This is a genomic window from Psychrobacter sp. NG27 (assembly GCF_016106655.1).
Taxonomy (GTDB): domain Bacteria; phylum Pseudomonadota; class Gammaproteobacteria; order Pseudomonadales; family Moraxellaceae; genus Psychrobacter.
The window spans coordinates 219,114-242,797 of sequence record NZ_JADGIN010000003.1 but is presented as its reverse complement, the minus strand read 5'-3'; the positions used below and the strand labels follow the sequence as shown (position 1 = coordinate 242,797).

At 44.1% G+C, this 23,684-nt stretch carries 17 protein-coding genes and 1 pseudogene; 11 read left to right on the top strand and 7 right to left on the bottom strand.

Annotation, left to right across the window (positions count from 1 at the left end; all coding sequences use genetic code 11):
* Positions 1-57 precede the first annotated feature (57 nt).
* The 4 genes from IP485_RS07080 (at position 58) to IP485_RS07065 (ending at position 8,933) form a co-directional block, all read left to right on the top strand.
* Positions 58-1,770 (top strand): putative bifunctional diguanylate cyclase/phosphodiesterase, encoded by a 1,713-nt coding sequence (locus IP485_RS07080; RefSeq protein WP_198326634.1) that lies wholly within the window; start codon positions 58-60, stop codon positions 1,768-1,770.
* A 544-nt stretch (positions 1,771-2,314) separates the two neighbouring features.
* Complete coding sequence (locus tag IP485_RS07075) at positions 2,315-4,108, top strand: acyl-CoA dehydrogenase C-terminal domain-containing protein (RefSeq protein ID WP_197176647.1); 1,794 nt, start codon at positions 2,315-2,317, stop codon at positions 4,106-4,108.
* Positions 4,109-4,414: 306 nt separating this feature from the next.
* Positions 4,415-6,199 carry an acyl-CoA dehydrogenase C-terminal domain-containing protein gene (locus IP485_RS07070; protein WP_198326633.1) on the top strand — a complete coding sequence of 595 codons (1,785 nt, stop codon included), beginning with the start codon at positions 4,415-4,417 and terminating at the stop codon, positions 6,197-6,199.
* Between the two features lie 292 nt (positions 6,200-6,491).
* Positions 6,492-8,933 (top strand): site-specific recombinase, encoded by a 2,442-nt coding sequence (locus IP485_RS07065; protein ID WP_198326632.1) that lies wholly within the window; start codon positions 6,492-6,494, stop codon positions 8,931-8,933.
* An 86-nt stretch (positions 8,934-9,019) separates the two neighbouring features.
* Here the strand turns inward: IP485_RS07065 and IP485_RS07060 are convergent, their stop codons facing one another.
* The 5 genes from IP485_RS07060 to IP485_RS07045 all read right to left on the bottom strand — a co-directional run bounded on the left by IP485_RS07060 (position 9,020) and on the right by IP485_RS07045 (position 12,618).
* Positions 9,020-9,859, bottom strand: a complete 840-nt coding sequence (locus IP485_RS07060; RefSeq protein WP_198326631.1) for a symmetrical bis(5'-nucleosyl)-tetraphosphatase — start codon at positions 9,857-9,859, stop codon at positions 9,020-9,022.
* Between the two features lie 45 nt (positions 9,860-9,904).
* Entirely contained in the window at positions 9,905-10,768 is an 864-nt protein-coding gene (rsmA, locus tag IP485_RS07055) for a 16S rRNA (adenine(1518)-N(6)/adenine(1519)-N(6))-dimethyltransferase RsmA (RefSeq protein ID WP_194364290.1), read from the bottom strand.
* A 252-nt stretch (positions 10,769-11,020) separates the two neighbouring features.
* Entirely contained in the window at positions 11,021-11,638 is a 618-nt protein-coding gene (locus IP485_RS07050) for a DMT family transporter (RefSeq protein WP_265090935.1), read from the bottom strand.
* A 21-nt stretch (positions 11,639-11,659) separates the two neighbouring features.
* Positions 11,660-11,899 carry a DMT family transporter gene (locus IP485_RS13875; protein WP_265090934.1) on the bottom strand — a complete coding sequence of 80 codons (240 nt, stop codon included), beginning with the start codon at positions 11,897-11,899 and terminating at the stop codon, positions 11,660-11,662.
* An 11-nt stretch (positions 11,900-11,910) separates the two neighbouring features.
* Positions 11,911-12,618, bottom strand: coding sequence for an SDR family oxidoreductase (locus IP485_RS07045; RefSeq protein ID WP_198326630.1), 708 nt, complete (start codon positions 12,616-12,618; stop codon positions 11,911-11,913).
* A gap of 110 nt (positions 12,619-12,728) precedes the next feature.
* Here IP485_RS07045 and IP485_RS07040 point away from each other — a divergent pair, with 110 nt between their 5' ends.
* Positions 12,729-13,604, top strand: coding sequence for a LysR substrate-binding domain-containing protein (locus IP485_RS07040; RefSeq protein WP_198326629.1), 876 nt, complete (start codon positions 12,729-12,731; stop codon positions 13,602-13,604).
* A 926-nt stretch (positions 13,605-14,530) separates the two neighbouring features.
* On the opposite strand, the gene pdxA is transcribed toward IP485_RS07040, so the two are convergent.
* Positions 14,531-15,631 (bottom strand): 4-hydroxythreonine-4-phosphate dehydrogenase PdxA, encoded by a 1,101-nt coding sequence (pdxA, locus tag IP485_RS07035; RefSeq protein WP_198326628.1) that lies wholly within the window; start codon positions 15,629-15,631, stop codon positions 14,531-14,533.
* Between the two features lie 445 nt (positions 15,632-16,076).
* Between pdxA and dnaB the strand changes: the two genes are divergently transcribed.
* The 3 genes from dnaB (at position 16,077) to argF (ending at position 19,844) form a co-directional block, all read left to right on the top strand.
* On the top strand, positions 16,077-17,480 hold the full coding sequence (gene dnaB, locus IP485_RS07030) for a replicative DNA helicase (RefSeq protein ID WP_194364285.1): 1,404 nt from the start codon (positions 16,077-16,079) through the stop codon (positions 17,478-17,480).
* A 129-nt stretch (positions 17,481-17,609) separates the two neighbouring features.
* Complete coding sequence (gene alr, locus IP485_RS07025) at positions 17,610-18,716, top strand: alanine racemase (protein ID WP_198326627.1); 1,107 nt, start codon at positions 17,610-17,612, stop codon at positions 18,714-18,716.
* Between the two features lie 204 nt (positions 18,717-18,920).
* Positions 18,921-19,844 (top strand): ornithine carbamoyltransferase, encoded by a 924-nt coding sequence (gene argF, locus IP485_RS07020; RefSeq protein WP_071001655.1) that lies wholly within the window; start codon positions 18,921-18,923, stop codon positions 19,842-19,844.
* Positions 19,845-19,968: 124 nt separating this feature from the next.
* Here the strand turns inward: argF and rpiA are convergent, their stop codons facing one another.
* Positions 19,969-20,628 (bottom strand): ribose-5-phosphate isomerase RpiA, encoded by a 660-nt coding sequence (gene rpiA, locus IP485_RS07015; protein ID WP_198326626.1) that lies wholly within the window; start codon positions 20,626-20,628, stop codon positions 19,969-19,971.
* 394 nt (positions 20,629-21,022) lie between these two features.
* On the opposite strand from rpiA, the gene ilvA reads away from it, so the two are divergent.
* The 3 genes and pseudogenes from ilvA (at position 21,023) to IP485_RS07000 (ending at position 23,679) form a co-directional block, all read left to right on the top strand.
* Positions 21,023-22,576 carry a threonine ammonia-lyase, biosynthetic gene (gene ilvA, locus IP485_RS07010; protein WP_198326625.1) on the top strand — a complete coding sequence of 518 codons (1,554 nt, stop codon included), beginning with the start codon at positions 21,023-21,025 and terminating at the stop codon, positions 22,574-22,576.
* 355 nt (positions 22,577-22,931) lie between these two features.
* Positions 22,932-23,087, top strand: a pseudogene (locus IP485_RS07005) (excalibur calcium-binding domain-containing protein); the annotation flags it as partial.
* A gap of 172 nt (positions 23,088-23,259) precedes the next feature.
* On the top strand, positions 23,260-23,679 hold the full coding sequence (locus IP485_RS07000) for an RNA-binding S4 domain-containing protein (RefSeq protein WP_198326624.1): 420 nt from the start codon (positions 23,260-23,262) through the stop codon (positions 23,677-23,679).
* Positions 23,680-23,684: the final 5 nt, after the last annotated feature.

The window sequence follows — 23,684 nt, the reverse complement described above, 5'->3', positions numbered from 1 at the left end:
GCCTTGATAGTTCAATTCTTATTTCCTATAAGCCATTCTCTTTTGTGAGATCTTATTATGAGCAATTTTGAACCCTTGTCAGTATTGACCAAACAACAATTAATGACCGAACTGTGCGAACGCCTCGAAGATGCCATATTTATATTAGATAGCAATTTACGCTATCTATCCGTTAATGCCAGCTATGAGCTCATGATAGGCTATAAAGAGGCCTTTTTGGTTGGTCGACCGCTAGGTATTTATGCTGCTGAGTTTTTATCAGTTGAAGAACAGTCTATTTTAAGAGACATCCATCACAACTTAGATGAGCATGGGTTTTATGAGCTTGATTTTTCCATGGCCAATCGCTATGGACAGACATTAGATTGCCATATCAGCTACCGTAGAATCCATATCGAGCAAGGCACCTACCATGTTTGTATGATACAAGATTTGTCTTCGGCGGTGAAAGACCAAAAACAGCTCGCACATTTACTCAACTACGATCAATTGACAGGACTGCCCAACCGAAAAGTTTTTTTGAACCAGACCAGCGATATATTATTAGACAGTTACCAAGAAGTGGTGGTGGTACGTCTGAATATCGATCGCTATCGCAATCTTTCGAGCTTGTTAGGACCTGAAGGTACCAATAAATTAATAAAGAACTTTGTCTCAGGTGTCGAAGCACTCAAATTAAAAAATTTACGATGTTTCTCCCACTTTGGTGGTGACGACTTTGCCTTGCTGTTTGAATATAATGACGCCAACCTAGTACGCCATCAGCTAGACACACTCATGCAAATGTGTGAACGTCCTTTTTCTTTAGGAAAAAATCAAGCTGCTGACAACAATATTTATTATCACGTATCTATTGGCGTCAGTTATTTTCCAAAAGACGATTGTGATGTCATAGAACTACTGACCAAAGCTGAGAAAGCCTTACAATATGTCAAACAACATGGCGGGGATGACATCCGCTGGTATGATGATGCCATTGAAGAGGATACTGCAGGCAGCTTACAACTCGAGGCTGAGCTTAGGCTGGCTACCACAGCAGGTCAGTTTGTCCCCCACTATCAGCCAAAATTCTCATTAGATACTGGCGAGATTACAGGATTTGAGGCACTCGTGCGTTGGCAGCATCCAACTCGTGGACTATTAAAGCCCATACACTTCATCGATGCTATTCTCACTCATAAGCTGTCGTTTGAGCTGTTTTCACAAATGGCCATTCAGATTGCAAAGCAGCTGTCGATTTGGCAGCAGCAAGGATTCTCTCAGCATGTTTGTATCAATGCGGATGCCGCTGAATTTAGTCATCCTGAGTTTTTTGCGATGGTAAGTGGCTTGCTGGTGGAGCATGATATTGCCGCCCATCAATTGCATATTGAGGTGACTGAATCTTCTTTGATTCAACGCCACGATAATGTGAGAAAACAACTGAATTTGCTAAAAGAGTTGGGGATTTGTCTTGCTCTAGACGATTTTGGTACTGGCTATGCGTCTTTGAGCTACTTACAAGAGTATCCTTTTGACTTTATCAAAATCGATAAAAGCTTTATCTCAAATATTGATACCGATCGCACCCAGTATGCTATCGTCAAAGCCATTTTGGATTTAGCAGTTGCGCTAGACATGCAGGTCGTCGCCGAAGGCATTGAAACGGTGGAACAGCGTGATGTTTTATTGGACATGGGCTGTGAGAACGGTCAAGGTTATTGGTTTAGCAAACCAGTAACTGCTGATGCTGCAACCAAAATGCTAATGGAACAGCACACTGCCAAATAGAACTGCTGTTAATACGTCCTATTGATGGTAAGCAGGACACCCTATCAGACACAGTTAACAGATGCGCCGCTGCAAATATAGTTGTAGCGGCTTTTTTAGAGCATGGCTTTAGTGTGGTTCAGTGCCGTTAACAGCGGTCTAAATCGGCTAAAAAATGTAGCATACTAATGATGATAATCCCTAGCATCATGAAAGTTTTCATAGGGTTATTACGATGATTTTTTTGCGCCTAACGTTGATTGTATAATTGATGCAAGATAGGTTCATGACTTATCAGTCCTGTCACCAAACTTGTATAATTTCCTATGAACGCCTATCTTTTATAGTGAATTTGTTAGAACTCATTTAGTCGTCTATCGACTCTAACAATCATGATTTTTTCAATACTATTTTATGTCATCAATAACACAGTCAATCTGTTTTTATACTTACTGCTGGTTTAATTTTTAGCATAAGTCAGGCCGAATCCATGCACCACATACCAGTGCAATTTTATGCCTAATACTGACTGTGATTGGTTACATTCCAAAAAGGACAGGAAGTTATGCAATACAAAGCGCCCTTACGTGATATTCAATTCGTTATGCATGAACTACTCGATAGCGAAAGCCACTACAAAACGCTACCTGCATTTCAAGAAGCGGACCGCGAGCTGATGGATAGCCTGTTTGAAATGGCTGCAAGCTTTGCTGAGAATGAGCTGTCGCCACTCAACCAGAGCGGTGATGCTGAAGGCTGTAAGTTTGAAAATGGTGTTGTCACTACGCCAAAAGGCTTTAAAGAAGCCTATAAAGCTTATTGTGAGCTTGGCTTCCCTGCTTTATCTGCTGAAGAAGCGTTTGGTGGTCAAAACATGCCGTTTTCACTATCAACGGTCATCAATGAGATGGTTGGTACGGCTAACTGGTCATTCTCTATGTACCCAGGCCTATCACATGGTGCGATCCAAACCATCGAGCATCATGGTACTGATGAGCAAAAAAACATCTATTTAGAAAAAATGATCAGCGGTGAATGGTCAGGTACGATGTGTCTGACTGAAGCACATGCCGGTTCTGACTTGGGTATCATCCGTACCAAAGCTGAGCCTAAAGAAGATGGTAGCTATAGCATTACTGGTCAAAAGATTTTTATCTCAGCTGGCGAGCATGATTTAACCGACAATATTATTCACATTGTATTGGCGCGCCTACCAGGCGCACCTGCTGGCACAAAAGGCATCTCTTTGTTTATCGTTCCTAAAATGACGGTTCAAGAAGATGGTAGCGTTGGCGAAAGCAACAATGTCGTTTGTGGCTCTATCGAGCATAAAATGGGCATTAAAGCCTCTGCCACTTGTGTGATCAACTTCGATGGTGCCACTGGCTACTTAATCGGACCTGAAAACCGTGGCCTACAGTGCATGTTCACTTTCATGAACGTTGCCCGTATCGGTACTGCTGTTCAGGGCTTGACTGCTGCAGAGTACGCATTCCAAGGCTCATTGACTTATGCCAAAGATCGTCTGGCCATGCGCTCTTTGTCAGGTACCAAAGCACCAGAAAAAGTAGCTGACCCAATCATTGTACATCCAGCGGTCCGCAACATGCTATTGACCGAAAAAGCCTTTGCTGAAGGTGGTCGTGCATTGGTCTATTATCTCTCACATTTTGCAGATACCGTCGCAAAAGGTGAAGGCGAAGAGTTGAAATTTGCTGACCAAATGTTGTCACTATTGACACCAATCGCTAAAGCATTTTTGACCGAGACGGGTCTAGAAGCGGCCAACCATGGCATTCAAGTCTATGGCGGTCATGGCTTTGTAAGTGAATGGGGTATGGAGCAAAACGTACGTGATACCCGTATCGCTTGTCTATACGAAGGTACGACTGAAATCCAAGCACTTGATCTATTGGGACGTAAAGTATTGGGCTCACAAGGTAAGCTGCTTGCAAACTTTGTCAAAGTTATCCAAGACTTCTGTGATGAAAACAAAGAAAATGATGAGATGGGTCAATTTATCCGTCCACTAGTCAAGCATCTAAAAGAATGGGGCGACTTAACAGCACGCATTGGCATGCAAGCCACTGAAAGCCCTGAAGCAGTAGGCGGTGCAGCGGTTGATTACATGTACTTCAGTGGTTATGTGACTTTGGCTTATTTATGGGCACGTATGGCACTTGTGGCACAAACCGCTATTGCTGATGGCAGCAGCGAGCCTGCATTCTATGATGCTAAAATCAAGACGGCACAGTTCTATTTTGCCAAATTGCTTCCACGTACTACCACACACGTAGAGCGAATCAGCACTGGTGTTGAGCCGTACATGAGCATGGATGTTGAGCAGTTTGCCTTTTAATTAAAGACTTTATAAGTTAGCTAAGATACATGATCGGCAACATACCATAGTATGTTGCCGATTTATTTTGTAGCGCTGTTCATCTTGCTAGTACCATACGTCAATGGTGGCTCTAACACTTGAGAGGTATTTTCAGCATCACAATAGTCGCTACTAACTTTTGGTGCACGCACAATTCACGAACAAATACACTCGCTCACACGCTTATTTGTTAAACTTTGGTTATTCACCTCTAATGCTATATCAAGAGAACCATTAATAATCTCAAAGAATCTAATTTTATTCATTTGAATCAAAGGAATGTTTATGGCTGTTTATAATGCCCCTCTTAATGACATGCGCTTTATCTTAAATGATGTATTTAATGCGCCTAAATTTTGGCAAAATAACGAAAACCTCGCTCATGTCGATATAGAAACAGTCGATATGATTTTAGAAGAAATGGCAAAACTGTCTAAAAACGTTCTATTGCCTATCAATCGCAGTGGTGATGAAGAAGGCGCAACCTTTCATGGTGATGGCGTCGTCACTACCCCAACAGGTTTTAAAGAAGCGTACAAGCAATTTGCTGAATCAGGTTGGGTTGGCTTAAGTGGTAATGCAGAATACGGCGGTCAAGGGTTCCCTAAAATGGTGACCATGCTGACAGAAGAGATGGTATTTACTGCAAACCAATCGTTTGCACTGTATCCAAATCTAACCGTTGGTGCGACGCTATGCCTAAACGCAGCAGCCTCTGAAGAGCAAAAACAAACTTATCTAGAAAAAATGTACAATGGTGAATGGGCAGGCACCATGTGTTTGACTGAACCGCATGCAGGTACGGATTTGGGCATTATCAAAACTAAAGCAGTGCCTAATGATGATGGCAGCTATGACATCTCTGGTACCAAAATCTTTATCACGGGCGGTGAGCATGACCTCACTGACAACATCATTCATTTGGTACTGGCAAAAACACCTAATGCACCAGAAGGCTCAAAAGGTATCTCGCTGTTTGTGGTACCAAAATTCTTGGTCAATGCAGATGGTAGCTTGGGCGAGCGCAATACATTAGCAGTTGGTTCTATTGAGCACAAAATGGGCATCAAAGCCTCTGCCACTTGTGTGATGAACTTTGATAATGCCAAAGGTTGGATGGTTGGTGCAGAAAACACAGGTCTGTCATCAATGTTCATTATGATGAACTACGAGCGTGTCACCATGGGCCTACAAGGCCTTGGCGGTTCTGAGCTGGCTTATCAAAATGCTGCGCTATATGCCAATGACCGTGGTCAAGGTCGTAGCGATACGCAGCTTCAAAGCCCAGAAAAACCTGCTGATGCCATCATTCATCATGCTGACGTGCGCCGCATGCTACTGAATGCCAAAGCCAACACCGAAGCCTCACGTTGTTTTGCCATGTACGTTGCTAAGAACCTCGATGAAGAGAAATTTAGTACCGATCCTGAATCAGCAAAAGCGGCTTCTGCTCGCGTTGCCCTACTGACCCCAGTTGCTAAAGCTTTCTTAACTGACAAAGCCTTAGAAGCGACCGTTGATTGCCAGCAAGTCTTTGGTGGTCATGGCTATATCCGCGAATGGGGTATGGAGCAAATCGTACGTGATACGCGTATCGCTCAGATTTATGAAGGCACCAACGGTATTCAGGCGCTTGATTTATTGGGTCGTAAAGTGGCAAAAAATAACGGCAAATACGTCACTCATTTCTTGGGTGAGATTCGTGACTTTGTCAATAATATGCAAGCAGATCACGGTATCAAACAAGCCACGCTAGATGCGGCAGATACCATTGAAGCGCTTACCAACACCGTACTGAGTAACATCGGCGAACGCAAAAATGAAGTCAATGGCTGTGCCGTAGATTACATGCATGCCTTTGGTTACTTGTCTTATTCTTACATGTTTGCGATGATGGTCGAAGCTGCTGATGGCAAAGAAGGTGATTTTTATACCAATAAAGCCAAGCTAGCCGATTATTTCGTTGGTCGTATATTGCCACGTATTGAGTCGCATGCACAGATGGTACAAGCTGGTAGTGATCCAATGATGAACTTTGATCTGAATTATTTTGACGTCCCTGCTAGCTAGAAATCTCGAACAGTCTTATAAAGTATCGATAAGAAGGACAGTAATATTACTGTCCTTTTTTTGTCGCAGTCATTGACCAAGAAACCCTAACCAAGAACCACCAAAATAACTGCTAACAAAATAATTTACTATCCGGCCACTGTTATGATTAAAATAACGCAAGACAGAATGTCGCTCTGATAACAGTATGATGCTAATAAACTCTTAGCAAGAACCATCTTCCTAATCGCATGTATGATGCACGGTATTAGATAATAAAAACGATCGAAACAACTATGATAAAGGGTGCGACGTGTCAGAATTAAAACGCATTTTACAACAGATTACAGCACTCAGTGATGTGCCCGATCCGTCGGTGCTCAAACGTTTGATTGATGAGCTACGTGTCAGCGATAAAGAACCTGCTTTAGCCAATGAAAAAATCCAAAATCTCATTGATATTTTACATCAGCATCCAGAATATGGAGATGGTCTGTCTAGCTTTGTGCTAAAACTGATTATCCAATACCGTCAAATCGCGCTGTATACCGATACTGGCATCATGTCAGATCAAGGATTCTTTAATAGTCTACGGCGGCTGATCGGTCATCGTTTTTTGCCGATATTACCTCAAGACGATTCAGTGGTTGAACTGGTTGGTTATTTATTCGACAAACGCTCTGACGAACGTTGGCTCAACAATATCGAAAAAGACAAATGGGATGATCTGGTCAAGCAGATCAAAGTAGAAGACAAGCACTTAAATTTAGTAGCGACGGCAAAAAACAGCATTTTGAATGCCATCATTATTCTATCGTATCGCATTAGTGGTCTTGGTTTGCATCCTGATTTGATGGACTCCTATCCGCAAATGCTGAATTATTCAGCCTCTTTTGTGGCACAAAATCAAGAAGCGGTACTGTTTGTCAATCAATACCGTCAAGCGCATGAATTGGATACCCTCACTGACATTACTCCTGAGCATGCTGTTGATCCAGCACCTTTACTGGTCATGTTAGAGCAATGCGAAGACATTGTGGCCACGGTACGTAAACGTATTTATAAAACAGGTATCTCTATTCGTTTGACCAATATGATGCTGCGTTTGGATCAAAGCTTGCAGCGGATACGGATTTTGACGGAGCTTGTGACCGATGACAACCAAAAGCGAGATCGGGCCGTTATTGAGCTGATACAAGCCCTGATTACCACTGCCAATCGCCGTTATAGTATCGGCTACCTGATTGATAACAACACCAAACTGCTCTCACGTAAAGTCACCGAAAATGCGAGCCGTGTGGGTGAGCACTATATCAGCACCGATAAAGCTGGCTATCAAAAGATGCTCAAAAAAGCCTCTATTGGTGGTTTTGTGATTGCCTTTATGGCAACCATAAAGATATTGGCTTATCATTTGGCACTTGCCCCTATGGGCCGAGCATTTATCAATAGTATGATTTATGGCTTGGGCTTTGTTTTCATTCATGTTATTCGGGGCACCGTAGCAACCAAGCAGCCCGCCATGACAGCAGCAGCCATTGCCTCTACCATCTCTGAAGGCTCTGGTAAAAAGTCTCACCAGCTGACCAAACTTTCAGAGTTGGTCGTTGATATTTTGCGCACGCAGTTTATTGCCATTATGGGTAACGTCATGTTGGCTATACCTGTTGCGCTTATCATCTCTTTTGCTTGGTTGCAGTACACAGGTGCGCCAATGATTGGCACTGAAAAAGCAGGTCACCTACTCCATGACTTAGACCCCTTTCATTCGTTGGCACTTCCTCATGCAGCCATTGCTGGTGTGTACTTGTTTTTATCTGGTTTGATTGCCGGTTATTATGACAATCTAGCCGTGTATAACAATGTTGGCGCTCGTATACAGCGCCATAGACTATTACAGTTCCTACTGCCAAAAGCATGGCTGCAACGCTTAGGAGGCTTTATAGAAGCCAACTTGGGCGCTATCATGGGTAATTTCTTGTTCGGGGTTTTCTTAGGGAGTACCGCGACGATTGGCTATTTATTTGGCCTACCAATTGATATTCGTCATATTGCCTTTGCCTCGGCCAACTTAGCACACGGACTGTTTAACTCCTCGATTGATGACATAAACTGGAATATCATTCTGCTGTCCATACTTGGCGTGGCGCTTATTGGTATGGTTAACTTGGTCGTCAGCTTTTCGCTGGCATTATTTGTCGCTCTGCGTTCTAAAGAAGTGCGTTTCTTTGAATGGAGTCGCCTCACAAAGCTCGTGTTTGGTCATATTATCAGCCACCCCTCTGACTTCTTTTGGCCGCGCGATAAGCCCATGAAGTATGCACGGATTGATAGCCAAGGTCATATGATATTTGATGATACCTCGGCACAAAAAAATGGTAAAGCCATACCCAGTAATTATGTGGTGCGCCGACTGTCTGATGTCAGAATATTGCCTGAGTCTAAGCAAACCACTCAAACAAGTACAGACATATACTATGACAATCAGCCAAACGGCGATTATACTCAGCCTCATACCTCTCCCAAAAAGGTCATGGATTTAGACGATGGCTTGGTAGATGATGAACTGAACAGCATGCCGTATACTGATGATATCCAGTATGACAAAGCCACTAAGACCATCAGTACGATTGATAGCGAGCACAATGATATTATCGCTGATGAGCATAGTGATGCCGACCATGATGACAAATCTACTGGTGATGCCAAAAACCCTTTGCCAAAACCTAAAAAACCACCAAAGCTACCCAACTAGATGGGTGACTTTGGTGGTTTCGGTACATTGTCCGTTAAGCTGATGTATCAACCACTAAAATGAACTGTAAAAACGGCTTTTATGCCTCAATTATCAACGTGGCAATGGGCGCTAGACGTGATGACTTGACCATCCCCCAATCGATAAGCCAATAAATGGTTGCCCCAAACACAGCCACCATCAAGTGCACGCACAGTTGGCAAATCAATCTCGGCTTTTAGAGCAGCCCAGTGGCCAAATAATATCTTACGCGTACGCGGTACTGGCCACTCAAACCAAGGAGAAAAGCCCTCTGGCATCGGCTCATCTAATTCCCCTGAAAAGCTAAACTCAAGCGATCCATCTTGCTTGCACAGACGCATCCGAGTGAAGTAATTGGCAATCGCGCGCATCTTGGTAAAGCCATTGATGCTTGCATGCCATTCATCAGCTTCTTTGCTATACAAATTCGGTAATAATCGATCAAGCTGTTTTAAGCTGCCTTGTAGTTGTGATTCTAGCTCCTGAGCGTGTGTTTCTGCCGCGTCAATAGTCCAGTGCGGTGGAATGCCAGCATGTACCAGTACCGTATGATCATCTGGATAAGCCAGTATCGGCTGCCGACGCAACCATTCGAGCAGCTCATCACAGTCATCAGCGGCAAAAATAGGTGCTGTTTTGTCTTTACGCTTAATTTTTGCAGCACCGCGCCATACCGCAATCAAGTTGAGATCATGATTGCCCAACACAGTGGCTGCAGCACCCTGCTCGCACAATGCCTTTACATCACGCAGCGTATTCAATGAATCTTCACCACGCGCCACCAAATCACCGGCAAACCATAGCTTGTCTTGAGCAGGATCAAAATCTAGTGTTTTTAGTAATTGCAGATAAGCTGCATGGCAACCTTGTAGGTCACCAATGACGTACTGATGGCGAAAACTCATAATACCTCAATCTTTTAGAGATGATAATGGCAGAAAAATCAGCACTTATACTTCTAAATGCCTTGAATGGTTGCTTAGATTGACAAAATCTGTGACGCTCAAGGTCTCAGGACGTGCTTGCGGATCAATACTGCACGCTGCGAAATCATCTTCGCTCAGCGTTGGTAACAGCGTTGATTTTTTAAAGATTGCGCGTAATGTCTTGCGGCGATGATTGAAGGTCTCACGTACGACAATGGCAAAATGTTCTTCGTCGTTCGCAACGATGGGCTTGTTGATATGCGGTGTCAGGCGAAAGACAGCACTGGTCACTTTTGGGGGCGGATTAAATGCGCCTCGAGGCACTGTCAGCAGATAATCTGTATCACAGTGGTACTGCATGATGACAGACAAACGGCCATAGGTTTTGCTACCGACATCGGCCGTGATGCGCTCGACCACTTCTTTTTGCAACATAAAATGCATGTCTTGAATCACATCCGCATAACTAAGCAGATGAAACAAGATAGGCGTTGAGATGTTATACGGTAGATTACCCACCACGCGCAGCTTACCGCGTTCTTCACTGTAGAACTCACGATAATCTACATGCATGGCATTGTTTTTGACAATCTCAAAATTTGGATGGCTATTGGCACCGATACGAATACGTAAGCTGTCTGCCAAATCACGATCTAGCTCTACGACCGTCATCGCATCCACCTCCGCCAATAATGGCTCAGTCAACGCGCCCATCCCTGGCCCGATCTCGATTAAATTGTCATCGCGCTCTAAGCGAATGCTTTCAACAATCTCACGGATAACACTACGGTCATGTAAGAAATTTTGGCCGAAGCGTTTACGCGGTTGGTGTTTAGCAGCACGTAGGCTATTAGAAATGGTTTGAGCATCAAACGAAGTTTTGGACATAAAAAGGGCTTCATGTATAAAAGAGAAATGGGCTATGGCAGCAATGTGCTGGTATTATAATGACAAATTATACCACAGCTCATAATTAGGCTGTGTTTTTGAGACATTTTATCGATAAAATGCCCATACCTTAGCGCAACCGAGCCGGTGGATTTTTACCTCTAAACCCATTTACCATAAAGCCCGTTATAAAAATAAACAGTAACTCTTAAGCTCCCTGATATTTTAATCGTTGACCTATGTTTTATTGATTCACTTTACCTTCTCTCTACCTGTCTGAATGAGCAATACGCCGCTAAGTATCAGTAGCAAGGCGACAATTTCTACATAAGTAATAGCCTCTCCTATAATCGCGCCGATGATCATAGCAACGATAGGCGCAATATACGTAGCACCAGCGGCACGCACAGAGCCTAATGTCTCAATAATAAAGTAGTAAATTAAGAAAGCGGCGCCCGTTCCTAATATACCAAGTCCTAGTACAGTGCCCCACAGTGCTTGGGCATCTGTCGCTATATGAGTAATTCCGTCGAAATCAATGAGCACGGCAAGCGTCATCACCGCAATACCAATCTGCCATGTGGCTAATGCCAATGGTGGGAGCTTTAGATGCGATAAGAAACGACGTACGTATACGAATGATGCGCCAACACTCAAAGAACCAGCGAGCATCCATAAAACACCTATAAGAGATATATTTATACCGCCTTGCCATGGACGTGCGCTTAATGCAATACCAGCGAACCCTAATGCAACCCCTAGCGCCATCTGTTTAGTGGGTTTCTCCTCTGGCAAAAAAAGCGCTGCCCCTACAAAAGTAAAGATAGGGATTGAGCCACTTAATAACCCCGCGATACTACTGGGCAACAACGCAGTACCAGCAATAAACCCCTAATAGTAGAAGGAGGTTGCGAGTACAGACATAACGATAAAATGCGGCAAATACGCAAGTTGCTCCCGAGTAATAACTTTATGACGCCATGCGATTAACGCTAAAGGTATAAACCCAAACAACACTCGGAGAAAGACAGTTTGAGAAGGGGTAATTAAAGCGGTGGCCCACTTCATAAAAATGAAGTTTGACCCCCAAATCACACCAAGCAATATTAGTGCTGTGTATGCTCTAAACATAGCATTGACCTTTATAAAATAGAGTGAGTCACACCGCCATCAACACGTATGCTCTGGCCCGTAATATATCCAGCCGCCTCTGATAATAAAAAGGCAATCGTTGCAGCAACTTCCTCAGCTTTACCGTAACGTCCCATCGGCACATTCTCACGGCGCTCATCGACTTCAGGCAAGCTGTCAATCCAACCAGGTAAGACATTATTAATGCGAACACCTTGTGACGCATAGTCATTAGAGAAAATCTTAGTAAACACTCCCAGACTGGCTCGAAACGCTGTCGAGGTTGGAAAGGTTGCTGTCGGCTCTGTGACCCAAGTTGTGGAAATATTGACAATAGCACCGCCGCCTTGTGCCACCATGATCGGCGTAACTAAGCGAATCGGCCGCACCGCACTGAGAAAATAAACCTCCATACCTTGATGCCAGTCTTCATCGGTAATTTCTAAAACAGGCGCACGTGGACCGTGACCGGCAGAGTTTACCAGCGCATCAATACGGCCCCATTTATCCATTGCCAAATCAACTAAGCGCTGTACATCAGCATCTACCAAGTTAGAACCAGTGACACCAACACCGCCAAGCTCTTTCGCTAATGCTTCCCCTTTACCTGAGGATGATAAGATAGCCACTTGATAACCATCCTGAGCGAGCTTACGCGCGGCCGCTGCACCCATTCCTGAGCCACCTGCCATAATCAGAGCAACTTTTTCTATAGTCATGATTTTCTCCATTAGTGATTGGTTTACCTATCATAACTAATAGGGGTAAATATCTCGCATGATATTAAAAGATGCTAGACTGTAGAAAATCTATTGTCTAAGAGGTGGCTGTGTCAAAAGTTTATCGCGCTTTACCCTCTTTAAATGCATTACGTGCATTTGAAGCGGCGGGGCGTCACTTGAATTTTCGCGCGGCTGCCGATGAGCTTTTTGTGACACAAGGGGCTGTCGCTCAGCAGGTGCGTATATTAGAAGAACACATGGGATTTGCGCTGTTTCAAAGGCTACCAAAGGGGGTGGCTCTTACTGGTCAAGGCGCAATCTACTTTGTAGAAGTCACACGAGCGTTTGAGATTTTAAAAAAGGCCAACACTCAGATACTCAAAGAACCTAAGACGGTGACCATTAGTGTGACACCAACATTTGCCACTAAAATTTTACTACCCAATCTTTCGGCGCTAGCTACTGCGGTTCCTGACGTCGACTTACGTACTGTCGCTACTGAATCTATTGCAGATTTCGACCGTGATCAGGTAGATATAGCGGTACGGCTCACGCGTCCACCATTTCCATCCTCTTTTGATACGCAGTTATTGTTCAAACAAAAACTGGTAGCCATTGCTAATCCTTATTTTGTCGCTAACATCACGCTTCCTATGTCACTCAAGCAATTAAAAGGGATGCCACTGCTACATGATTCACACAACCATTGGCCCCATTTTCTTAACACGAAAGATAAGCTGCCAGGTGCAGTATTCAACCAAACTGCGCTGGCTTTAGATGCGGCTTTAGCAGGACAAGGGATTGCGATTGCTTGTCAGGCGTTCGTGCAAGCAGATTTGTCTGCGGGTCGTTTGCTACAAGTCAGTGACTTAGATTTAGCCGTTGAGCCTGATTACTATCTTATTCGTAAACAGACATCAGTATCACGACCTGCTGTCGATGCGGTATGGGAGTGGTTTATTGGAAACTTGGTTACTGGTTGATCAGTCTGTAATAGCTATACCTAAATTGCTATTACCTTTTAAAACATCTGCTCTCCGATATATCTAGAGCGTTTCATAATCTCTTTGTGGTAAACCTAATATTATTCAATGGTCATCGTAAATGTCATCCGATGGCAGTGTGAGATAGTAATGACTGGCAGTTCTGATGTAATTCTTTGGCACAACTAATGTAATTATTCATAGGTTACTGATTCGCTTGCCTATCAAGTACTCATTGTCGAAAATTCAGATTAAGTAGAACATTTCATTACATTATTCACGCTAGTATTTAACTAAGTTACAACCAATACAGCTAGCTTGAGATGCGTTAAGAGACGTTTAATACACGTAAAATAATGGATTAGATATGACCGAAAGAGTAACCAATAAAGCAATTTTCAGTAGTAGAATTTTTTCAATTAATTATGTCACCTACCCTACTAACCACAGCGTTATGAAACACTGTGACCCCGTACAAAAAGGCCGTTATTACAAATTGAACTTTGTCTTAATTCAACCTAAAGTTGGTGGTGTGTTCGAGTGTTCAAACTGCATTATAAACCTGTTTGACAGAGTTTATTTATTTCGTCCCGATAAGTATGAGCACAGTGTTTCACGAATTCAGTCTGGTAAACGCGTGTTATTGAGTTTTGCTTTGAATATTTAGCCAAAGCTTATTAAAGCTGGGCAAACTGTCGAATTATTTTCCTCAAGGGAAAATAATTCGACAGTTTGCCCTAGGTGTACTTCAACGGAACCAGTCAACTTACCCTTCGAACCTATTAACAGACCACTCAAAAAAGACCGATATAATTAAACCACTTATATTAGAGTATGTTTGATGATGCGATGATTCATAAACAGATAGCCATTGCTGATATTAAAGTGACCCAATACTGCGTGACAAATATCTCTAAGACATTGACTTATGCAAGAGGTCTATCAATAAGGGATTTGTCAGCCATCTCATTTGCCATACACAGTGCTTGATATAAGCTGGTCGCACTTGCACCGCCGTTTCCTGCCAAGTCTAGCGCTGTGCCATGATCGACCGAAGTACGAATATAAGGCAAACCTAAAGTCAGGTTAACCGTATCACCAAATCCGTGCGATTTTAGCACTGGTAAACCTTGGTCATGATACATGGCGATAACGGCATCACAATTTGCTAAATGTCTAGTAGTAAACAATGTATCGGCTGGCATTGCCTCTGATATATCCACGCCCGCATGGATGAACTCTCGTAACACTGGATTGATAATATCAATCTCCTCCATACCCAGATGTCCGCCCTCGCCTGCATGCGGATTGAGGCCACAGACTAAGATGCGAGGCTGCGTGAGACCAAATTTCTCTCTCATGTCATCAATCACGATTTGTACGGTTTGGCGTACATTTTCTGCTGTGATAGCGGCGGCTATGTCTTTTAATGGCAAATGCGTGGTAACAAGCGCTACTTTCATCGCTTGATTGGCGAGCATCATGACGACTTTTTCACGATCGCTTTGCTGCATAAAAAACTCGGTATGACCACTGAACATCGTGCCATCTAACAGCTTGATATCGGCATCTATCAGTGCTGATTTTTGTAGTGGACCTGTGACGATCGCAGCAACTGTGCCACTGGTTGCGAGATTATGGGCAATCTCTAACTGCTTAGCCACCATCGCCGAGTTAGCGATATTGATTTGTCCGCAGACGACTGGTGCGGTACAAGGAATATTCAGTAAAATAAAAGCACTATCAGCGTTTATATCCTGCTGTGATACCTGCGTTACCAAGTTAACATCGAAGTTATCGGCATTTATATCTGTATTGATAGTATGCCAACTAGGTATACTTTTGAGCATGCCTGCTGCGACCAATTCATCTGCGCGAGTTTGCATGGCTTTAGCGTCAGCAGTCACCCACATCGGACGAGCGAAGTCTTGCAATTTACCCTCGGCCGCCAGTCCTAATACCACATCCATTCCAATGCCCGCAGGCTCACCTGTGGTAATCAATAGTGGTTTTTTTTCTTGTGTCATAACAATGGCCTTTTTATATTAAATCATTGATTTTATTGTATTTATAGTGGATTTTACTAATTTATATGCTTGGGTGTGGCATGCTTTTTTCAATTCATAAGGCTTGATAGTTTTTGATTTAGTTACTCATGAGGTCTAAAAAAAGCACATTATGTGTTAAACTTTCGCCTTTGATTGTAGCATTTACAGGCAGATGTAAGACCACGTTTTGGTACGTCTCTCGTAGAGAGACGCCACAGTTACTTTGCGATATTATTAAAATAAATACGGATACTGAATATCCGTTTATCTTCTTTTTTTATACCTTCTTTTATATAGTCAGTTCCATATAATTTCGATACAAGGAAACCGAGTGCAAGTTATACATTGGTATGCTTAGCGAGGATGAAGATGTATCGGATTTATATAGACTTGACTATATCGACTTTTGACACATTAGGCACTCATGGCAGACAACGAAAAAACCGACGACTTACTCAATCAGACACCGCCGCACAATATTGATATTGAAAAAGCATTGCTCGCGTCTTTGATGAGTATAGAAGAGGCATACGACAAAATTGCAGATATTGTCACCAAAGACGACTTTTATGCTGGGCGACATCAGTATATTTTTGATGCCATTGCCCATTTGGCAGCAGTGAATGAGCCTTATGATACGGTCATGGTACACGACTGGCTAGAGGCTCAGAAACTGCTCAAAGGCGCAGGTGGTGACGGTTATTTGGCCGATATTTTGAGCCAAAGTCCTGCAACATTGTTTAACCTGACCGCTTATGCCCAGCGTGTACGTGAGCTATCCACACTACGTCAGCTGATTACTACGGGTAACGACATGCTAACGCTTGCCTATAATCCAAAAGATCAAAGCGTCAGTGATATCTTGGACAATGTTGAAGGCAAGATATTTAGTATCAATGAGCAGCATAACAAACGTGCTGAGCAGCGCGGCCCTGTCGGCATTACCTCTGTGTTGACCAATGTCATCGATAAGATTCAAGAACTAAAGTCAAACCCAGACGGCATGATTGGTTTGCAGACCCCATTTGCTGAGCTCAATAATAAAACCCAAGGTTTACAGGCAGGTGATTTAATCATTGTCGCAGCCCGTCCTTCTATGGGTAAAACCACCTTTGCGATGAACTTGGCAGAAGGGATTTTATTCAATGAAGACTTACCAGTGGTGGTGTTTTCGATGGAGATGCCTGCTGAGTCTATCGTGATGCGTCTGCTCTCCTCATGGGGTGCGATTAACCAAACGCATCTACGCTCTGGACAAATGAATGAAGATGAATGGGCAAAAATGATGAATGCCATTCAGCACTTACAATCCAAACACTTATATATCGATGACAGTACTGCTCTGCCACCGTCTGAGATGCGCTCGCGCTGCCGCCGTATCGCCAAAAACCATGATGGCAAGCTGGGCGCGATCGTGGTCGATTACCTACAGTTGATGAAAGTGCCTGGCTTAGATGGCAACCGTGTCGGAGAGATTTCTGAGATCTCTCGTAGTCTAAAAGCGCTAGCACGTGAGCTTGAATGCCCTGTGATTGCACTATCACAGCTTAACCGCAGTCTAGAAAACCGCCCTAACAAGCGGCCTATCATGTCAGATTTGCGTGAATCTGGTGCGATTGAGCAGGATGCCGATTTGATTATGTTCATCTATCGCGATGAGGTTTATAATGAAAACTCAGATCATAAAGGTGTGGCTGAAATCATCATCGGCAAACAGCGTAACGGCCCTATTGGTACGCTACGCTTAGGCTTTGAGGGTCAATTCACCCGCTTTATCAATCTAACACCAGAGTACTATCAAAATGCCAGCTATGAAAATGATGAATAAAAGCTTTTTAAAGAGACAATATTCGTAAGATAGCGAACGATTTTTAATAAACTAGCCAGTGCAACATTAGCTCAATGAATGTTGCACTGGCTTTATAACTTCATAATGTTACTTATAAAGAAGGCAATTATGCGCACTATTACCATAAAACCAAAAGCCATTACCCATAACCTTAATCAGGTAAAACAACGCGCACCGCACTCTAAAGTGCTTGCCATGGTAAAATCCAATGCCTACGGACATGGCGTGGCGGCAGTGTTGCCAGCCCTGCAGCAAGCAGATGGTATTGGCGTTGCTACCTTGACGGAAGCATTAGAAGCCAGACAACTGGGTTGGAACAAAACCATCGGTCTCGTAGAGGGTGCGTTTAGCGCTGATGAATGGCAACAAGCGATTGACCATGATATTAGCTGCGTCATTCACCACCGACCACAGCTAGAGTGGGCACTACAAAATATCCCGCCTGCCGGCAGTGCAACGAGAGTGGCTTGGCTCAAATACAATACCGGTATGAACCGTTTGGGTTTTAATGCTGAGGAAGTGTTGTCAGTAGCAAAACGTCTACATGAAGCTGGATATCAGCTGATACTGGCCACGCATTTTGCCAATGCTGACGAGCGTGAACACCCATTGAATGCGATGCAAATTCAGCGTTTCTCAAGTGTGTTGGCTACTTTACAAGCAACTATTAGCCCAGACATTCAAGGCTCATTTTGCAATTCGGCGGGTGTCGTTAATTTCCCAGAGCATCATTATAACTGGGTACGCCCAGGTATCATTTTATATGGTAGCTCACCTGTGACTGACCAAAGCGCGCAGGCATTAGACTTGCAGCCAGCGATGGATTTTAGTGCTCAGATTATTGCGCTACAGACTGTCGGTGCCAATGATGCCGTTGGTTACGGCAGTCACTGGCAAGCTCAGACAGACACTAGAACGGCATTGGTGAGTGTCGGCTATGGGGATGGCTATCCGCGTGTGGTCACAGGTGACGCTTATGTCACTGTCATCGATGCCGACAGCACCCAACACTACCGCTGCCCTGTGATTGGGCGCGTGGCTATGGATATGATTGTCATTGATATCAGTGATGCACCTGAGAGCCTTGCTTTGGACAGTAAAGTGATACTCTGGGGCGATGCGCCACGCGTCGATGAAATCGCAGGACATGCGGGCACGATTAGCTACGAGCTACTGTGTCGCCTCAGCATACGTCCAAAGCGTGTACTGGCGTAGTCATCGAAACCTATCAAGATTTGATGGCTGACCACTCTGTTTTAACGTATTTGGTGAGCCATTGAATCTTGATAAAATTGCCCGTTTACATTGAAAGTAAATACGCTATACTAAAAGTTTGTTGTCAACCCAGTATACGCCCTGACGCGATGCTATTGAACACTGATGACGTTTCACTGACTGCGATCGACTGCTAGGATTACTATGAGTTTGCGCCATTTTTTAACCTTATCTGATTTAACCAAACAAGAACTAGAAAACCTAATCAAACGTGCAAGCGAATTGCGTAAGATGCAACATGCAGGCGAGATATACCAGCCTTTTGTGGGTCGTACGCTTGGCATGATATTTGAAAAGTCATCGACTCGTACCCGTATCTCGTTCGAGACGGGCATGGGTCAATTTGGTGGCAACGCCATATTTTTATCACCGAACGACACGCAGCTCGGTCGCGGTGAGCCATTAGAAGACTCAGCACGTGTCATCTCTAGCATGGTCGATATCATCATGATTCGTACCTTTGGGCACGAAAAAGTTGAGACCTTTGCTGAATACTCAAGTGTGCCTATTATCAATGCCTTGACTGATGAGTACCACCCTTGCCAGTTGCTTGCTGATATGCAGACCTATTATGAGCATCGCGGTAGCATTGAAAATAAAATCGTGACTTGGGTTGGTGATGGCAACAACATGTGCTCATCCTTTATGCAGGCTGCCAATCAGTTTGGTTTTGAGCTACGTGTTGCAGCGCCTTATGGGTTTGAGCCTGATCCAAAGCTTATGGAACGATTTTCACACTGTGTCAGTTTGGTAGAAAATGTGCAAGACGCGGCAAAAGACTCTAACTTAATTGTCACCGATGTATGGGCCAGTATGGGTCAAGAGTCAGAGCAAAATACGCGCGCACGTCGTTTTGCGCCTTATCAAGTGACGCCGTCTCTATTAGACAAGGCTGATCCTGAAGTGGTGTTTATGCACTGCTTGCCAGCCCATCGCGGCGAGGAAATCTCCCATGACATGCTCAATGACCCACGCTCTGTCGTTTGGGATGAAGCCGAAAACCGCTTGCATGCGCAAAAAGCCTTGATGGAATTCTTGCTCAAAGACAAAATCAAGTTGCCTGCATAACCTACTTTATAAAAAGAGAGTGGTATAACGCATTAACAAGTTCCCAAATAAAAAAGCCGTCCAAATCTGGACGGCTTTTTTGTATGTATCAGTATCAATAACAGTCACAGCGGTTTGAAGTAGATTAACGCGTGAGCGTCGTCACCCCATTTGCACCTGCTTTTAGCAAAATATCTGCTTGATTGGCTGCAAAGATACCATTACACACCACGCCCACGATATTGTTTAGCTCTTTTTCCAATGCTATTGGATTGCTCACATCCAAGTCATATGTATCTAAGATGACATTACCGTAATCGGTAACAAAGTCTTCACGGTAGACAGGCTCACCGCCCAATTTGGCCAACTGGCGAGCCACATAAGAGCGTGCTTGTGGCAATACTTCAATCGGTACAGGAAACGCGCGACCTAGTATCTCAACGCTTTTACTCTCATCAACCATACAAACGAACTTGTTCGAGGCAGCTGCTACAATCTTTTCACGAGTCAATGCACCGCCGCCACCTTTGATCAGTTGCAAGTGCTCATTGACTTCATCAGCGCCATCGATATAAACATCGAGCGTACCAGCAAAGTTCAAATCGACTATCTCGATACCAAGCGCACGAAGTTTGTCTTCTGTCACCTGTGAGCTAGCAACCGCGCCAGCAAGCTTTAACTGTGGCAATAGCTCAATCAGACAATTAACCGTACTGCCCGTCCCTACCCCAAGTATCATGCCATCTTCGATATAGCTTAGAGCAGCTTTGGCTGCGGCTTGCTTTTGTGCTTGCTGATCACTCATCATAAATCCTTGGAAAATAAACGGACAGTCAGTTCTATATAAACTGGATATGGCGTTCGTTGGGCTCGCTTAGCCTACCACTGGTAGCACGTCCGCTCGCCCACCTTGTATCCAAATTATCTTGAACCGACGATATCATTATAAAAGAGGTAAAATGCGCGGCTATTATAACCGATGATTTTGATGGATGTTAGCGCAATCATGACTCTAATTTTCCTGTTATCTAGCGTCTATCTTTCGCACATACCGCTACTTTGTGTACATTCAGACCTGAAATCCTAAGAAAACTGCAATTGAGTGTTGCAAGACACTCAAAATCAGCATAGGCTAATCTATTTCGTTTTTGTATTCATTTATACTTTTATATTCATCTACATTTTGTTTAGGAATTACTATGCTGTCACACTGGGTACGAGCCATCTTACAAGCCACCGTCTATGATGTTGCTATTCAAACACCACTTGAAACGGCGCCCAAGCTGACCCAACGTTTTGCCAATGATATTCGATTCAAACGCGAAGACTTACAGCCAGTTAAATCCTTTAAATTGCGCGGTGCTTACAACCGTATCAGCCAGTTAAGTGATGAGCAAAAAGCGCGCGGCGTCATTTGTGCGTCAGCAGGCAATCATGCACAAGGCGTGGCTTACTCTGCACGCAGACTATCACTGAACAACATCATCGTGATGCCAACCACCACGCCCGACATCAAAGTCGATGCTGTCAGGGCCCTCGGTGGTCATGTTGATCTGCATGGGGACAGTTTCGACCAAGCAAACCGCTATGCGATTGATCGTGCTGAGCGTGAAGGTCTCACTTTCATACCGCCTTATGATGATGAGCTGGTCATTGCAGGACAAGGCACGATCGGACTTGAGCTGACCCAGCAGTGGCGTAATATGGACTACGTATTTGTGGCGGTTGGTGGTGGTGGTTTGATTTCAGGTGTTGCCGCATTCTTAGGTGAAGTGGCGCCGCATGTCAAAGTCATCGCGGTAGAGGCTGAGCAATCCGCCTGTCTCAAAGCCGCACTAGAAACTGGCGAGCGCGTCAAACTTGAGCAAGTTGGCTTGTTCGTCGATGGTGTGGCAGTGGCTCAAATTGGCGAGCTGCCTTTTGATGTGATACGCACCCAAAAAAGCGACAACTCTGGCCCTGTGGTTGAGCCTGAAGTCATCACTTGTACCAATGACGAAGTCTGTGCAGCGATTAAAGACATCTTTGAAGAAAACCGCAGCATCGTTGAACCTGCTGGCGCATTGTCAGTCGCTGGCATGAAAAAATATCTGACAGCCAATAACATACAAAACAAGAACTGCGTTGGTATCATTTGCGGTGCCAATATGAACTTTGATCGTCTGCGTTATATCGCTGAACGTACTGAGATTGGTGAGAAAAAAGAAGCCATCTTTGCAGTGACTATCCCAGAGCAGACTGGCGCATTTTTAAACTTCTGTCGCAGTCTACATGGTCGTAATATCACTGAATTTAACTATCGTGCGGACAGCAAAAAATCACCAGACTCAAGGGAGCCTGCCTCAATCTTTGTTGGTATTGCCTTAAAAGAAGGCGATAAAGAGCGTCAAACCATCAGTAATCAGTTGGCGGCCGATGGCTATACGGCGCACGACTTAACCGATGACGATATCGCCAAATCGCACATTCGCCATCTAATCGGTGGGCATGCTCATGTCGAAAATGAGCAGCTGCTGAGTATTGTATTCCCAGAGCGTCCAGGCGCACTACTGACCTTCTTAGAAAAATTGGGCGATGATTTTAACATCACCTTATTCCATTATCGTAATCATGGTGCCGCTGAAGGTCGGGTGTTGGTTGGATTACAAGCCTCAGAAGGCAATTCTCGTCAGCTACAAGATGCGCTGCTTGATATTGGTTATGACTGTACGATGCTCAATGACAATATTGGCTATCAGTTGTTTTTAAAATAGCAAAAGTGCGCTAGTAAGTCAGAGCATGTGAATAAAAACGCACTTAAAGTATCGTACGCGCTGGCAGTTTCTCGATTGATTGAAACTGCCAGTGCCATATTAATCATGATTATGAGCTGGTAGGTATGGCACAGTGATAAACAAAATATTAGTGATAATAACCTTACTGATTTTCGTGCTGATAGGTTATAGACTGCTTCAACCCAAACATACGATCAAGCAACCTGCACCCAGTGCAGCGGCAAATATTGTCACCCAACCTGCTCTTACCGCTACTGATATTGACGACATACCGCTTACCTACGTGGATGCAGACCCCACTTCAGAGTCCACTATGCCGCCTGTTCTGAATACCCAGCCAGCGGTAGCAGCGTTTTCATGTGACGGTAGACAACACTGCTCTCAAATGACATCCTGTGCAGAGGCCACTTATTTCATCAATAATTGCCCGAGTACAAAAATGGATGGCAATAACGATGGTATACCTTGTGAGCAGCAGTGGTGTCACTGATACAACCCCCTTAAAAGACAGATTAGGTATTACAAACGAAAGCCATTGCTAACGCTGTTGCTCATTCATTCACGTCAGCACTGTCCCTCATGTCATAGTCATAAAATCTATTTGCAAATATCAAAGTTGCCCTAATATTAGTTAGTATAAAAACAAATACAGAGTGGCACTTATGAAGAACAATACTGACAACTCTCAAGGATTGGCCAAAATTCGTCTCGATAAATGGCTATGGGCCGCACGTTTTTATCGTACACGTACCCTTGCCAAGCAAGCGATCGAAAGTGGCCGAGTACACTATGCCGGTAGCCGCGTAAAGACCAGTAAGGAGATCTCAGTCGGAGATGAGCTTACCATTCGTCAAGGTTCAGCCACTGCCATGACGGAAAAAACCGTCACCGTTGAGGCCCTAACCGCACAGCGCGGCAATGCTGCTGCCGCCGAGGTCTTGTATTCAGAGACCAAAGAAAGTGAGACACGACGTGCTTATTATGCTGAACAGCGCAAACTTGCTAACCTCGCTCGTCCAGATAATAAACCCAATAAGAAAGAGCGCCGTGATTTGCATCGCTTTAAAAGCAACCAAGAATAATATAG